This window comes from Streptococcus hyointestinalis, from assembly GCF_011039275.1.
In the GTDB taxonomy this organism is placed as follows: Bacteria; Bacillota; Bacilli; order Lactobacillales; family Streptococcaceae; genus Streptococcus; species Streptococcus hyointestinalis_A.
Genome location: NZ_JAAKGB010000001.1, coordinates 237,039 through 249,778, shown reverse-complemented (window position 1 = coordinate 249,778; position 12,740 = coordinate 237,039). Strand labels below are relative to the sequence as shown.

The 12,740-nt window shown below is 44.8% G+C and carries 10 protein-coding genes; all 10 read right to left on the bottom strand.

All coding sequences use genetic code 11. The features are described 5' to 3' along the window. The 10 genes from G5B60_RS01410 to rseP all read right to left on the bottom strand — a co-directional run bounded on the left by G5B60_RS01410 (position 1) and on the right by rseP (position 12,730). A complete protein-coding gene (locus tag G5B60_RS01410; RefSeq protein WP_164682243.1) occupies positions 1–549 on the bottom strand; it encodes an NADPH-dependent FMN reductase in 549 nt (182 codons plus the stop codon). A 191-nt stretch (positions 550–740) separates the two neighbouring features. Continuing rightward, on the bottom strand, positions 741–1,604 hold the full coding sequence (locus tag G5B60_RS01405) for a helix-turn-helix domain-containing protein (protein ID WP_164682242.1): 864 nt from the start codon (positions 1,602–1,604) through the stop codon (positions 741–743). Between the two features lie 41 nt (positions 1,605–1,645). Continuing rightward, positions 1,646–2,842 (bottom strand): MFS transporter, encoded by a 1,197-nt coding sequence (locus tag G5B60_RS01400; protein ID WP_164682241.1) that lies wholly within the window; start codon positions 2,840–2,842, stop codon positions 1,646–1,648. 253 nt (positions 2,843–3,095) lie between these two features. Beyond that, entirely contained in the window at positions 3,096–3,524 is a 429-nt protein-coding gene (locus G5B60_RS01395) for a GNAT family N-acetyltransferase (RefSeq protein WP_164682240.1), read from the bottom strand. A gap of 70 nt (positions 3,525–3,594) precedes the next feature. After that, a complete protein-coding gene (locus G5B60_RS01390; protein WP_164682239.1) occupies positions 3,595–4,023 on the bottom strand; it encodes a MarR family winged helix-turn-helix transcriptional regulator in 429 nt (142 codons plus the stop codon). After that, on the bottom strand, positions 4,004–4,165 hold the full coding sequence (locus G5B60_RS01385) for a hypothetical protein (protein WP_164682238.1): 162 nt from the start codon (positions 4,163–4,165) through the stop codon (positions 4,004–4,006). The genes G5B60_RS01390 and G5B60_RS01385 overlap by 20 nt, the downstream gene beginning before the upstream one ends. Positions 4,166–4,176: 11 nt before the next feature. Continuing rightward, entirely contained in the window at positions 4,177–8,577 is a 4,401-nt protein-coding gene (locus G5B60_RS01380; RefSeq protein WP_164682237.1) for a PolC-type DNA polymerase III, read from the bottom strand. 107 nt (positions 8,578–8,684) lie between these two features. Next, positions 8,685–9,371, bottom strand: a complete 687-nt coding sequence (locus tag G5B60_RS01375; RefSeq protein ID WP_164682236.1) for a glycoside hydrolase family 73 protein — start codon at positions 9,369–9,371, stop codon at positions 8,685–8,687. Between the two features lie 158 nt (positions 9,372–9,529). Further along, positions 9,530–11,386 (bottom strand): proline--tRNA ligase, encoded by a 1,857-nt coding sequence (locus tag G5B60_RS01370; protein WP_206225081.1) that lies wholly within the window; start codon positions 11,384–11,386, stop codon positions 9,530–9,532. An 84-nt stretch (positions 11,387–11,470) separates the two neighbouring features. Further along, the gene (rseP, locus tag G5B60_RS01365; RefSeq protein ID WP_115268102.1) at positions 11,471–12,730 is read right to left on the bottom strand and encodes an RIP metalloprotease RseP; all 1,260 of its coding nucleotides are present in this window, start codon (positions 12,728–12,730) and stop codon (positions 11,471–11,473) included. Positions 12,731–12,740 lie beyond the last annotated feature (10 nt).

The window sequence follows — 12,740 nt, the reverse complement described above, 5'->3', positions numbered from 1 at the left end:
TTAAGCACCCATTTCTCTTAGCAGTGCTGTTGCTTGCTTTTTGAGGTCAGCTAAAACTTCTGGTGTGGCTTGGTAATTGCCATCTGCCCATGCAGAGTCATTGACACGTGAGTAGGTGATTTCATCGACAAACTGGGTGCGGATAAATGGCATCAAGTTGCGGTAAATCTCTGCGGCTTGCTCATGACCACCATTTGCCACCAAAGAAACGGTCGTAACCTTGTCATGAATGGCTGAAATACCTGTCGTATCAGACAAATCAATGGCACGACTCAACCAGTCCAAGAGGTTTTTCACAGGACCTGGGATAGAGAAGTTGTAAACTGGTGAGAAAATCCAGATAGCGTCAGCCTTTGCCACTTCATCACGCACGGCTTGCACAGCAGGAAGAACAGGTGCCTCCAACTCTTGGTTAAACATAGGCACATCCTTCCAGTCCAGATAAGTGACATTTGCCTTGCCTTCTAGCATTTTTTCCGCTTCTTTAGCCAACTGCCCGTTAAAAGACCCTTCCCTAAGTGAACCAACAACAAATAAAATATTTTTCATCTTTATTCCCCTTAATCATTTATTACTATGTAGTAATTATAGGACAAAAAATGCTGCTTGTAAAATATCTAGCTCACACATAGCAAAAAAGCAACAACCAAGTGGTTGTTACTTTTTAATCATGTCTTAAAAAATGATTGGTGGAATCATTAGCAAAAATAATGCTACAAGTGATAATAAGTGTAATCGCTTCATTTATCCTTCTCCTCAATATCTATCCCTAATTTTTGAGCCATATTTTTAAGAAGCTCCTTATTTTCCAATTCAAAAAGAGTAATGGCTTGATGGCAATACTTTTTAGCTTCATCATACAACTTCATGCTCTCTAAAATGTAAGCCCTCATCAATAGAGAATCACCTAGCAAATACATCGATTTTTCTTCGAGTAACTCATCAATAGCTTTTGAAATGTAAGTCAAGGACTTATCAATGTCTCCCTCTACAAAGTAAGCTCTGGAAATACTGTATAAAAAAGTAACACGGTCTCGAAAGTCATGACTAACTTGATAATCATTGACAATGGACTCAAAGGCAGAAAGAGCAAGTGCGTTTTCTTGATTGTCGCTATAAATGCTACCGATAGCAGAAACTATCTTAAGATATAGTTGTTGATAGGTAGTCTTTGTTTTGGGTAAAAGTGCGTTTAAACGTTCTATCGTTTTGGTAAAAGAGATTTGCTTGGTCATATAGCCAGCAATAGCCCTCAACCACTCGTAATAAAGCAGCTCTTCTTCAGTCATCTCAGCAGGATTTAAGGTCTTTAACACATAAGCAAGATTATCATAATCCCTCATATAAAGTAACTGCTTGACCTTGTCCGAGTAGACACCGTTATGATGAGCAGTGTTATTCAAGTCAAACATACTAGAAATGACTGACATATCAATATCTAGCTTTTTAGCTAATTTGAAAAAAAGGTCTACTGAAGGAGTCGTCTCCCCTTTTTCAATCTTGCTGATGACAGCTTGGACACAAATTCCTTCGGCTAACTCTTTTTGAGTAAGCCCTTTTTCTTTACGTTTAACCTTAATCAATGTTGCAATATCCGTTATCATTTTTCCTCCCGATTATCACTATTATAACAGCTAATAGAGATTTAGGAAATATCATACTGTCTTAGTTTTTTATTTGAAAAATAAAGAAAACCAATCATGAGAAAAGAAATAGCAAACACAAGAACAAATAAGCGCCACGAAAGAAACTTAGCGACAAACCCAAACACAAGAGAACCGACAGCAAGAGTTGGAATGGTTACCGTGTAGAAAGCACTGAAAACTTCACCCAGACAGTCATCTGGAATCTCTGTTTGTAGGATAGGCTTTTGAGCCACGTGTGTAATGCCAAGAAACAAGCAGGAGATAAACCAAATGCCTAATAAAACAAAACTATTCTGCGCCAAGCTGGTCAAGCCTATACCAAGACCAAAAAGAACCGTCGCCAACCAAAAGGCTTGTCCAACACTCATCTTTTGTAAAACAAAGTTAGCCACAACTGTTGTCCCTAATAAAGTACCAATAGCACTCGCAGACACTAAAAACCCATAAAAAGCAGCATTTCCAACATCTTTTGCAATCAAGAGTTGATAAACATTTAAACCAGCAAAGAGAAAATTAGCAGCTGCTCCGCCTAAAGTAATCAACAAAACCACTTTATTTTGCCAAATAAAGCGTAGACCGCTTAAGAAATCTGTTGATTCATCTGTCTTTTTAATCGTTTCTTCAAACTCTATTTTTCTAAACAGTAAAATAGACGCTAAAAATGTCAAAACATCAAGTAAAAGCAAAGGGATGTAACTTATGACAGAAAGTAAGAAACCACTGATAGCCGTAAAGACATACTCCGTTCCATTGTAAGCTACGGACATATACATCTCCGCTTTAGCTAAGTCTTTAGAGGGAACAATTTTAGGGACAAGAGCGTCTTGGACAGTATAAGTATTTAATCCTACAGTAGACGCTAGAAAAACACATGTAAATATAAGAATTAGGCTCAAATTAGTATTGATACTGTTTAAGATTATTCCTAGTATGATACCTACTACTGCCACTAACTGTGCTAACTCTAGAAAGATGAGTAAACGCTTTTTAGGTAAAGCGTCAATCTTTTTGCCAAATAGAAAAGAAAAGGTATTGGGGATAAAGATGAGAAAATTTAACACCCCTACATACCAAGCACTATTTGTCATCTCCAGCACATACCACGACAAGACGATAGTATAGATAGAATCCCCACAATTACTAATCAAGCGTCCCAAAAACAACTGACAAAAATCCTTATACTTTCTTAATAACACCCTTTATCTTCTCCTTATGACTAACTGACAAAACAAAAAGCGATAATTCTGCTTGAGATATACAAAATTATCACTTATCAGCATTATAAGCACTCTCTGCTATTATTTCTCGATAACTTTTCCACCTATAATCTCCCTATACGACATCTATTATACTGCTTTCAAAACCATTTTGTCAATACAAAAATTACTTTTTTTATTTATATATTCTTTTTTGATTATATACTCAAAAAAAGCAACAACCTTGTGGTTGTTACTTTTTAATCATGTCTAGGTGAGGAATGCCGTCTTCGAGGTAGACGTCTGAGATTGGCTCAAAGCCAAAGGAGGCGTAGAAGTTTTGGAGGTAGCTTTGCGCTTGGGCGTGGACAGGAAGATTTGGGAAGTGTTCCTTGCAATAGTCAAGGGCTGTCTGCACCAAGTCTCGTCCGTAACCGTCCTTACGATGTGCCTTTGGCACGACCACACGTCCAAGGTGAATGGACTCTTGGTCTGGGATGAGACGGCAATAAGCAACCAGCTCACTGTCCTTGGTCAAGCAAACGTGAAAGCTCTTTAAGTCTGCTTCGTCCACTTCTTGGTAGTAGCACTCCTGCTCTACCACAAAAACAGCAGTCCTCAGATAATAAATATCAAATAGTTCTTTGGTCGTCAACTCTTCAAATGGCTTAATGGTCCACATGATTCTGTCCTCCTTTTTCATTTATCTTTAGTATAGCAGATATGAAAAATTATGCAAGATAAAGAGGTTTTCAGCGTGCTTGACGAAATTTCTTGAGCAGCGTGATGAGCTGCTCCTGCTCGTCCTCGCTAAGGACAGCAAAAACTTCCTCGACACGCTCGATGTGGGCGGGCAGAGCTTTCTCGATAAGCTCAATCCCTTTATCTGTCAGACTGATGGTAAAGGCACGCCCATCACAAGAGCTCTTTTGCCGCTTAATCCAGCCGTTTTTCTCCATGTTGTTGAGGACAAGGGTCATATTGCCAGAGGTGGCTAGGATATTATCCACCAGCTGACCGATGGTCATCTCACCCTTAGCATAGAGGACATCTAGAACGGAAAATTGTGTCGGCGTCAAGCCAAGACTTCTAAAGGTCTCTGAGGTCTTGCTATCAACTGTCCGAAAAGCTTTTCGCATGACGACCATAGCCTTGACGGCATTATTTTTTAATTTTGGCATAGTGTGTAGATACCCAGTGTGCGGTCAACATCGAAGCGCACGCCGTTAGCGTTATAGCTGCGATATTGATACTAGATAGCTCTAAGCTATAGCTAAAGTGTTTGTCTGTGTGGTTGTTGTCTGTTTGAATGCTTAATTTCATGTCTTGCCTCCTTAAAAGAAATCATCAAATAGACTGAGCTGGTTATCTTCGGGGAGATTGCCTAGGATACCCATCTCGTCCATCTTGTCAACGAGTGTAGAGGACAGACCGCCTCGTTTTCTGAGTTCCATCTTGGAGAGAAACTCGCCTTCACTTCTAGCTGCGACCAGCTGTTTTGCAACGTTTTCACCCAGTCCATCGAGGGCAACAAAAGGCGGGATAAGAGTATCACCGTCAATGATAAACTCGGTGGCGTCGCTGCGGTAGAGGTCCAGCTGACCAAACTTGTAGCCACGCTCCAGCATTTCATTGACCAGCTCCAAGGTGGTAAACAAATCATTTTCAACATTTGAAGCTTCGTTGTTGCGTTTCTTTTCCTTGATGTCCTCCATACGGCGCTTCACCGCATCAAGCCCTGCACTCATAGTCTTGAGCTCAAAAGCTTTAGCACGAATAGAGAAGTAAGCACAGTAGTAGAAAATCGGGTGGTGTACCTTGAAGTAAGCCACACGAAGCGCCATCATAACATAGGCTGCTGCATGGGCTTTTGGAAACATGTACTTAATCTTTCCACAAGACTCGATGTACCAGTCAGGAACATTATTTTCCCGCATGGCTGCAATATAGCCGTTGCGCTCTTCTTCAGAGATTTTGAGCCAAAGCCCTTTACGTACACGCTCCATAATGGTAAAAGCCATCTTGGGCTCAAGCCCTGCGTGCATGAGATAAACCATGATGTCGTCACGACAGCCAATCACAGTCGACAAGGTCGCAATGCCGTCTTTAATCAAATCTTGGGCATTGCCCAGCCAGACGTCTGTCCCGTGAGAAAGACCTGATAGCTGCAAAAGCTCCGCAAAGGTGGTCGGATGGGTCTCATCCACCATGCCACGGACAAAGTTTGTCCCAAATTCTGGGATACCAAGCATGCCCGTTGAGGTGCCAATCTGCTCCTCAGTCACTCCAAGCACCTCTGTCCCTGAAAAGAGCTTCATGACCTCAGGGTCATCGGCTGGGATAGTCTGTGGGTCAATGCCTGACAAGTCCTGCAATTTACGAATCATAGTCGGGTCATCATGCCCCAGAATATCAAGCTTGAGGACATTTTCATCAATATCGTGGAAGTTAAAGTGGGTCGTCTGCCACTCAGCAGAAAGGTCATCGGCTGGGTACTGCACTGGTGTAAAGTCATAAACATCCATGTAGTTAGGGATAACAACGATTCCCCCTGGGTGCTGACCAGTGCTGCGCTTGACACCAGACGCCCCTAGAGCTAGACGGTCCACTTCTGCTTCTGGGTAGAACTTGCCATAGTCACGCTCATAACCCTTGACAAAACCGTAAGCCGTCCTGTCCGCAACCGTACCAACGGTACCAGCTCGAAAGGCATACTCTTCTCCGAAAATGTCACGCACATCCAAGTGCGCATGCGGTTGGTCATCTCCAGAGAAGTTAAGGTCGATATCAGGCACCTTGTCACCATCAAAGCCAAGGAAGGTCTCAAAAGGAATGTCCTGTCCATCTTTTTTATAGAGCGTACCGCACTCTGGGCAGTTTTTATTGGGCAAGTCAAAGCCTGAGCCGACAGAACCGTCTGTGATGAACTCAGAGTGTCTACAAGACGGGCAGACATAGTGCGGTGGCATAGGATTGACCTCGGTGATACCAATCATGGTCGCCACAAAGCTTGAGCCGACAGACCCCCGAGAGCCTACCAGATAGCCACGCTCATTGGAACGCTGCACCAACATCTGCGACGCTAGATAAATCACAGCAAAGCCATTTCCCAAAATAGACGCCAGCTCTTTTTCAATCCGCAGGTCAATAATATCTGGAAGTGGATTGCCGTAAAGCTCAAAGGCACGCTGATAGGTCATCTCAGCGACCTGCTCCTCAGCCCGTGGGATAAAAGGTGTGTAGAGGTCTTTTTTGACCACCTCAACCTCCTCAAAGCGCTCAGCAAAAGCTTGTGTATTGGTCACGACAATCTCATAAGCCAACTCCTCACCGAGGAAAGCAAAATCATCCAACATTTCATTGGTCGTTCTAAAGTGGGCTTTTGGTAGCGGTGCGGGCTTAGCATGCTCACCACGTCCGATATTGCGGTTAATCATTGCCCCTTGACCGAGACTTCTGACGATAATCTCACGGTAAATCTCATCCTCAGGCTCTAGGTAGTGGACATTTCCCGTCGCAAGAACAGGCTTTCCAGCTCGCCTTGCCACTTCGATGACATCACGGATAACCTGATGAATGCCCTCCTCGTCCTTGATCAGCTCACGTGCCACCAAGGGCTGATAAATAGCTGGCGGCATAACCTCAATCATGTCATAATAGCGAGCCACCTCAACCGCAGCGTCCACACCTTGCGAGAGAACAGTGTCAAAGACCTCTCCTTCTGAGCAGGCACTGCCGATTAAGAGCCCCTCACGGTACTCATCCAGCACAGGACGTGGAATACGAGCCACCCCTTCAAAATACTTGACATTGGAGAGGCTGACCAGCTTAAAGATATTTTTTAAGCCCGTCTGATTTTGCACGTAGATGGTCGCATGCTTGACCCGTGCTTTTTTGTAAGAGTCCTTAGAGACGAGCTTTGTGTTCAGCTCAGAAAGGTCATTAACCCCACGGTTTTCTCTGGCTTCCTTGAGGAAGATAAAGAGCAGGCGCCCAGTGGCTTCGGCATCGTAGTTTGCCATGTGGTGGTGCTCCAGCGACACTTGAAAACGCTTGGTCAAAGGTCCTAGACCGTGGCGCTTGTACTCAGGATAGAGGTTACGTGCAAACTCCAAGGTATCAATCACTGGCTGCGTGATAGTAGGCAATCCCTGACGCTCATAGTTGGCATTCATAAAGCCAACGTCAAAGGTGGCATTGTGGGCGACAAGCACTGTGTCACGGCAAAAGTCTTGAAACTCTTGAAGAACTTGAAGTAGAGGCTTTGAACCCTTGACATGATTGTCCGTAATCCCTGTCAGCTCTGTCGTAAAGGCAGACAGAGGGTGCCCTGGGTCGATAAACTCATCAAACTGCTCGATGATATTGCCCTTGTACATCTTTGAGGCGGCAATTTGGATGAGGTCGTTATTGACCGCAGAGAGCCCTGTCGTCTCCACGTCAAAGACCACATAGGTCGCCTCGTGAAGATCCATAGGCACTTCATTGTAAGCAATAGGCACCATAGCTTCAACGATGTTAGCTTCTAAGCCAAAAATCGCCTTGATACCAGCCTTTTTCGCCTTGTGATAGCCGTGCGGGAAGGACTGGACATTGGCATGGTCAGTGATAGCAATGGCTGGATGTCCCCATTTGGCTGCCTTGTCAATCAAGTCCTCAACCGTAGGCAGAGCGTCCATAGTGGACATATTGGTGTGGGCGTGAAACTCCACACGCTTCTTGCCCTCTGGCATCAAGTCCTTACGCTCATTGTGCACAATAGTCTTGACGTCTTGAACATTCATGGTCAGAGCCTTAGTCCATTGATTGTGCTCGATATTACCACGCACACGTAGCCAAGCACCTTTAGCAATCATATCGTACTTGGCGAGCTCCTCATCGTCCTTTGCCCAACGTTGCATGGCAAAAGAGGAGGTGTAGTCGGTCATCTTAAAGCTAATGATATGACGTCCTGTGCGGGTCGTCCTGCGCTCCACATCAAAGACCAGACCCTCAAAGACAATCCGATTTTCCTCAGTCGTCACCTCAATCATCGGTGTGATATCTGCTTTGTCAAACTGTGCCTGACGTTTTTGGGCACGTTCTTTGAAATCATAAGCTGGCTTTTGCGCATCATCAGGCGGCATAGACGCCTCCAATGACTTTTGCGATTCTAACGCTTTTGTGACTTCTTGTGTCGCTTTTTCCATCAACTGCTCACGATTTGTCTCATAAGACATCTGCAGTTCCTTGGTCTTTTCGTCATCCGAAATCAACTCAAAAGTCAACTCACCAAAGCCAAACAAAGCAAACTGTTTTGTGAGATTGGGGATATGATTTTTACGAAAATGGTCGTTATTGACAAAGTCTGGGCAAAAAATCTGAACCTTCTGCCCATCATAATGGATAGACAAACCCGAAAAAGAGCTTCTAAAGTTTGCACTATCGCAAAGAGAGTGTGCAAATGCCTCCTCATAATAAGCCGCTAACAGCTCATCAGACAGTTCAATATGTCGTGCTGCAATATCAAAGGTCGCTGTGATGTCCGCCTTTTTAAAGGTTGACGTCAAGCGCTCATGCAACTCACGATAGATCTCAATAGGCAAAATCCCATCAAAGACAAAGTGAAACTCCCACAAACGTGAGATAGCATGCACCTTGACCTCACGAATATCAGCAGATGAAAAAGCACTTGACTGTCTCATCTCAAGTGGCATCTCTATCTGTTCCATTAGTTGCTTAAATAATTCCGACATGACACTCTCCTTGGTCTTTCTCTTCCCTATTTTAACATAAATGCTGAGCTTTTTCGATGAAAAGGCGATAGAGGAAAAAGAAGCTAGGAACTTTTGTCCTAACTTCTTTAACGATTTGCCCAAGCGGTATCCTCATCTAGGGTGGCTTGGTCAGTATAGCTGCCTCGATAGCTGTTCCAGACTTGACCACTAGCATAGCTACCTGTGCCAAGGTCCACCGTATCATAAGCCGTCAAGCCATAGGTTGCGATGATTTGATTGAGCTTTGTAGCATAGCTGGTGTCAGTCGCATAGGTGCCAGTCAGAGAGGCTGTCGCATCGAGATACGATGAGGTATTAGACTTGTGGACGCCTGCATAGTAGTCTGAGTTGAGGACACTTGCATAGTCGTAAAGGGACGCCGCATAGCTAGGATAAGCCCGAAAGGCTGCATTAACCTGATAAGCGTTGCCACTGCCATCATCCTCCCAAGTCGTCATGGTCACTTGAGAGCCATTATAACTGCCCTTAATGCCAAAAAGGTTGTAATAAGGGCTTTGAGAAAGAGCAGACTGCCCATTACTAGACTCTAAAACAGCTTGCGCAATCAAAACAGACGCATACAAGTCGTATTCTTGCCCAATCTGCCGTGCTGTTGGCGCAATAGCGTCAATAAAACTGCGAGTGCTAGACACAGTCGTTCCTGTCTCTGCCTTTGCTTGAGTGCCACTTGAACTATAAGATTTGATCAAGGCTGCACCCACCCCTAAAATAGCTACAGCACTGACCAGACGTACCACAAATGATTTTCGCATTGAACTTTCCTTCTACCTACTAATACTACTGCCATTATAGCATAGTAAAATAGAACAACTCAAGAATAAAGAAGCTTGTCATCAAAGTGTTAGAGGATTGAGATAAAAAAGTCTCATAACTCAAAATCTCCCAAGAAATATCTTGGGAGATGGGTTTATTAGTCTTTTTTGGTTAAGATTTCAAGGGTTTCAATGAGGTTTTCACTATTGACCTCAATGGTGTCACCTGTGGCTTTTAGCTTGACCTCGACAATGCCTTCAGAAGCTTTCTTACCGACCGTCACACGGATAGGCAGACCAATCAAGTCGCTGTCTGAGAATTTTGAGCCGACACGTTCATTGCGGTCGTCTGTGAGGACTTCATAACCTTTTGCCATGAGCTCAGCTTCGAGTTTATCTGTCAAAGCAACGGCTTCTTCGTCCTTGACATTGACCGTAATCAAGTGAATATCAAACGGTGCCAGCTCTTCTGGGAAGTTAATCCCCCATGAGTAGCGGTAAGCGCCTTTAGGGGTCTTAGTGACAAAGAGGCGAGCGTGCTGCTCAATGACTGCTGATAGGATACGGCTGACACCGATACCGTAGCTTCCCATGATGATAGGGATAGAGCGACCATTTTCATCCAAAATCGTAGCACCCATGCTCTCAGAGTAGCGTGTACCAAGTTTAAAGATGTGTCCAATCTCAATGCCTCGTGCAAACTTGAGGACACCCTTGCCGTCTGGTGCGACCTCGCCTTCTCTCACCTCACGAACGTCCACGTACTCAGCTGTGAAGTCACGCTCTGGGTTGACACCTGTCAAGTGATAGCCGTCTTCGTTGGCGCCGACAACGACATTTGCTACATTTTGCACCTTGCGGTCTGCGATGATACGCACATCATCCGCTAAGCCGACAGGACCAAGTGAGCCAAAGTTGGCACCAAAGACACGGTTGGCGTCGGCTTCTGTCGCTGGCTCAAGGAAGTTGGCTCCGAGATGGTTTTTCAGTTTGACGTCGTTGACTTGGTCATTGCCGACAAGTAGCACAACAACGGGCTCACCATCTGCCATAAAGAGCAGGGTTTTGACTGTCTGCTCTTCCTCAACTTGTAAGAAAGCAGCCACATCGTCAATGCTCTTGCAGTTTGGTGTTTCCACTTTTACGACATCATCTTGGGCTTGAACTTTGGTAGATACTTCAAAGGTATTTGTCGCCATCTCGAGGTTGGCAGCGTAGCCAGACTCTGTAGAGTAGGCGATCGTGTCCTCACCAGAGACTAGCCATGACGATAGCTCCGCCTTAATCTCCTCTAGCACATCCTCTGGAATGTCCTCGATAGACGTGATAGACTTGTCAAGCACTAACCAGTGGTTAAGGTCTGTGCGGTCTGGTGTAATCGCCATGAACTCTTGGCTGTCCTTACCACCCATAGCACCACCATCGCCGATAATGCCACGGAAATCAAGCCCAGCACGGGTAAAGATATTTTCATAAGCCTTACGATAGTCCTCGTAAGTCACATCCAAATCCTCATAGCTTTGGTGGAAGCTATAGCCGTCTTTCATGATGAACTCACGTGTACGCAGTAAACCGTTACGTGGGCGCTTTTCATCACGGTATTTTGGCTGGATTTGATAGACATTCATCGGCAATTGCTTATAAGACGTGATGGCGTCACGGATAAGGCTGGTAAAGGTCTCCTCATGTGTAGGACCTAGGATAAAGTCTGAACCGTCACGGTTTTTGAGCTTGTAGAGGTCCTCACCATAGGTCTCATAACGCCCTGACTCACGCCAAAGGTCAGCTGTCAAAAGCGCTGGTGCTAGCATTTCAACCGCACCGATCTTTTCAAACTCTTCACGCATGATTGCCTTGAACTTCTCAAGAGTACGCTGTGCTAATGGCAGGTAAGCGTAAATCCCCGCAGACACTTGACGGACATAACCTGCTCTTAGCATGAGAGCGTGGCTGATGACCTGTGCATCGCTTGGCATCTCACGAAGGGTTGGAATAAGCATTTTTGATTGTTTCATTGTCTACACTAGTCGCAAAAGCGACTTCCTTTCTTTTTTTCAAAATAGGAACAAGCTAGATTAGCTTGTTCGTTTGATATCTTTCTAGAAAAAGGCACGCATGATGTCATTCCATGTGACAGCTATCATGAGGATAACCATGAAAGCCGCACCTGCTAGAGTGATGTAAGTCTCTGTCTCCTGACGAAGGGGCTTACGTCTGATGGCTTCTAAGATATTGATGACAATCTTACCACCGTCAAGGGCAGGTATCGGAATGAGGTTCATAATCCCAAGGTTGATAGAGAGCATACCAAGGAGCTGCAGGACAGTCTCAAAGCCTGCGCTAGCCGCTTGATTGCTCATCTGATACATAGCGACAGGACCTCCTAGCTTATTGAGGCTAAAGTTTGTAATCAAGCCTCTTAGACTGTTGAGGATGAGAAAGGCACTGTCCCAAGCCTGCTTGAGCCCACCAAAGATTTTATCGGTCAGGCTGGTTTTGAGAGCTGGCTGAACACCAATCATATAAGAGCCATTTTGCTTTTTAGGTGTGATGTTGAGGGTCTTTGTTTTATTGTGAGACTTGACAGTGACTGCGATGGTCTGACCTTCTTTGAGTCCATCTGTTGAGCTGTCCACTGCCTCAACCAAACTTTCCCAGTTGGTGACCTTTTGACTTCCGATTTTTAAAATCTGATCATTGTCACGCACACCTGCTTGATACATGGCACCGTCTGAGGTCACACGGAAGTGATTGCTCGAGTAGTCAGACACACCACCAGCGACAAAGGCTAGTAGGACAAAAACCACAGCCCCTAGGATGAAGTTGTTCATGGGACCAGCAAAGTTGGTGATGAGACGCCCCCAGACGCTAGCATTTTGATACTGCACATCAAGCGGAGCAATCCTCAGCTCTGTGCCGTCCTCCTCGATGATAGTAGCGTCATGGTCGACAGGATAGGTCTTGGTCTCATCCATGACAAGCCCAGTAATGACAAGCTTATCCTCCAAGTCATAGCTTGTGACATTCATCGGGAGACTATTCATATTGGACGTTTTTTGAGAGAGGTCGATACAAGTCACAACGCCCTCGCTATTTAGCGTGAGACTAGCTGGGCTTCCTGTCTTAATCTCAGTTGTATCATCACCCCAACCTGCCATACGTACATAACCACCTAGCGGCAAGATACGTAGCGTGTAGGTCGTTCCGTCTTGACCACGATGGGCAAAAATCTTTGGTCCCATGCCGATAGAAAACTCACGCACTAGGATACCAGATTTTTTAGCAAAATAGAAATGCCCAAACTCGTGTACAATGACGATAATCCCAAAGATGATGATGAAAGTGATAATTCCTAACATAGCATTCCTT

Excerpts from the sequence above, each read along its gene's own strand:
- G5B60_RS01410 (WP_164682243.1), bottom strand. The coding sequence starts at position 549 with ATGAAAAATATTTTATTTGTTGTTGGTTCACTTAGGGAAGGGTCTTTT.
- G5B60_RS01370 (WP_206225081.1), bottom strand. The coding sequence starts at position 11,386 with ATGAAACAATCAAAAATGCTTATTCCAACCCTTCGTGAGATGCCAAGC.
- G5B60_RS01380 (WP_164682237.1), bottom strand. The coding sequence starts at position 8,577 with ATGTCGGAATTATTTAAGCAACTAATGGAACAGATAGAGATGCCACTT.
- G5B60_RS01375 (WP_164682236.1), bottom strand. The coding sequence starts at position 9,371 with ATGCGAAAATCATTTGTGGTACGTCTGGTCAGTGCTGTAGCTATTTTA.
- G5B60_RS01390 (WP_164682239.1), bottom strand. The coding sequence starts at position 4,023 with ATGCCAAAATTAAAAAATAATGCCGTCAAGGCTATGGTCGTCATGCGA.
- G5B60_RS01385 (WP_164682238.1), bottom strand. The coding sequence starts at position 4,165 with ATGAAATTAAGCATTCAAACAGACAACAACCACACAGACAAACACTTT.
- G5B60_RS01395 (WP_164682240.1), bottom strand. The coding sequence starts at position 3,524 with ATGTGGACCATTAAGCCATTTGAAGAGTTGACGACCAAAGAACTATTT.
- rseP (WP_115268102.1), bottom strand. The coding sequence starts at position 12,730 with ATGTTAGGAATTATCACTTTCATCATCATCTTTGGGATTATCGTCATT.
- G5B60_RS01405 (WP_164682242.1), bottom strand. The coding sequence starts at position 1,604 with ATGATAACGGATATTGCAACATTGATTAAGGTTAAACGTAAAGAAAAA.